Source organism: Exiguobacterium sp. s39, from assembly GCF_018618925.1.
Classification (GTDB): domain Bacteria; phylum Bacillota; class Bacilli; order Exiguobacteriales; family Exiguobacteriaceae; genus Exiguobacterium_A; species Exiguobacterium_A abrahamii.
The window spans coordinates 1-246 of record NZ_JACSNA010000015.1 but is presented as its reverse complement, the minus strand read 5'-3'; the positions used below and the strand labels follow the sequence as shown (position 1 = coordinate 246).

Here is a 246-nt window from a genome sequence, read left to right as displayed (position 1 = left end):
TCACAGGGGGAAGCCCCCAACTACTTTCGGCGTTCAAGTGCTTAACTTCCGTGTTCGGCATGGGAACGGGTGTGACCACTTGGCTATCGCCACCAGACATTTATTATCTTAACATTATGTTCACATAACGTCAAGACTTTTTTTCGTTTTTTTGAAAGGCTCGCGCCCTCAAAACTGAAGTCATCAACAAGCATCTGCTAGAACAAGGCCTCGACCGATTAGTATCACTCAGCTCCACATGTCGCC

At 47.2% G+C, this 246-nt stretch carries 1 rRNA gene; it reads right to left on the bottom strand.

Annotated features, from left to right (window positions below):
- Positions 1-97, bottom strand: a 5S ribosomal RNA gene (gene rrf / locus KNQ11_RS16685); the annotation flags it as partial.
- Between the last annotated feature and the right edge of the window lie 149 nt (positions 98-246).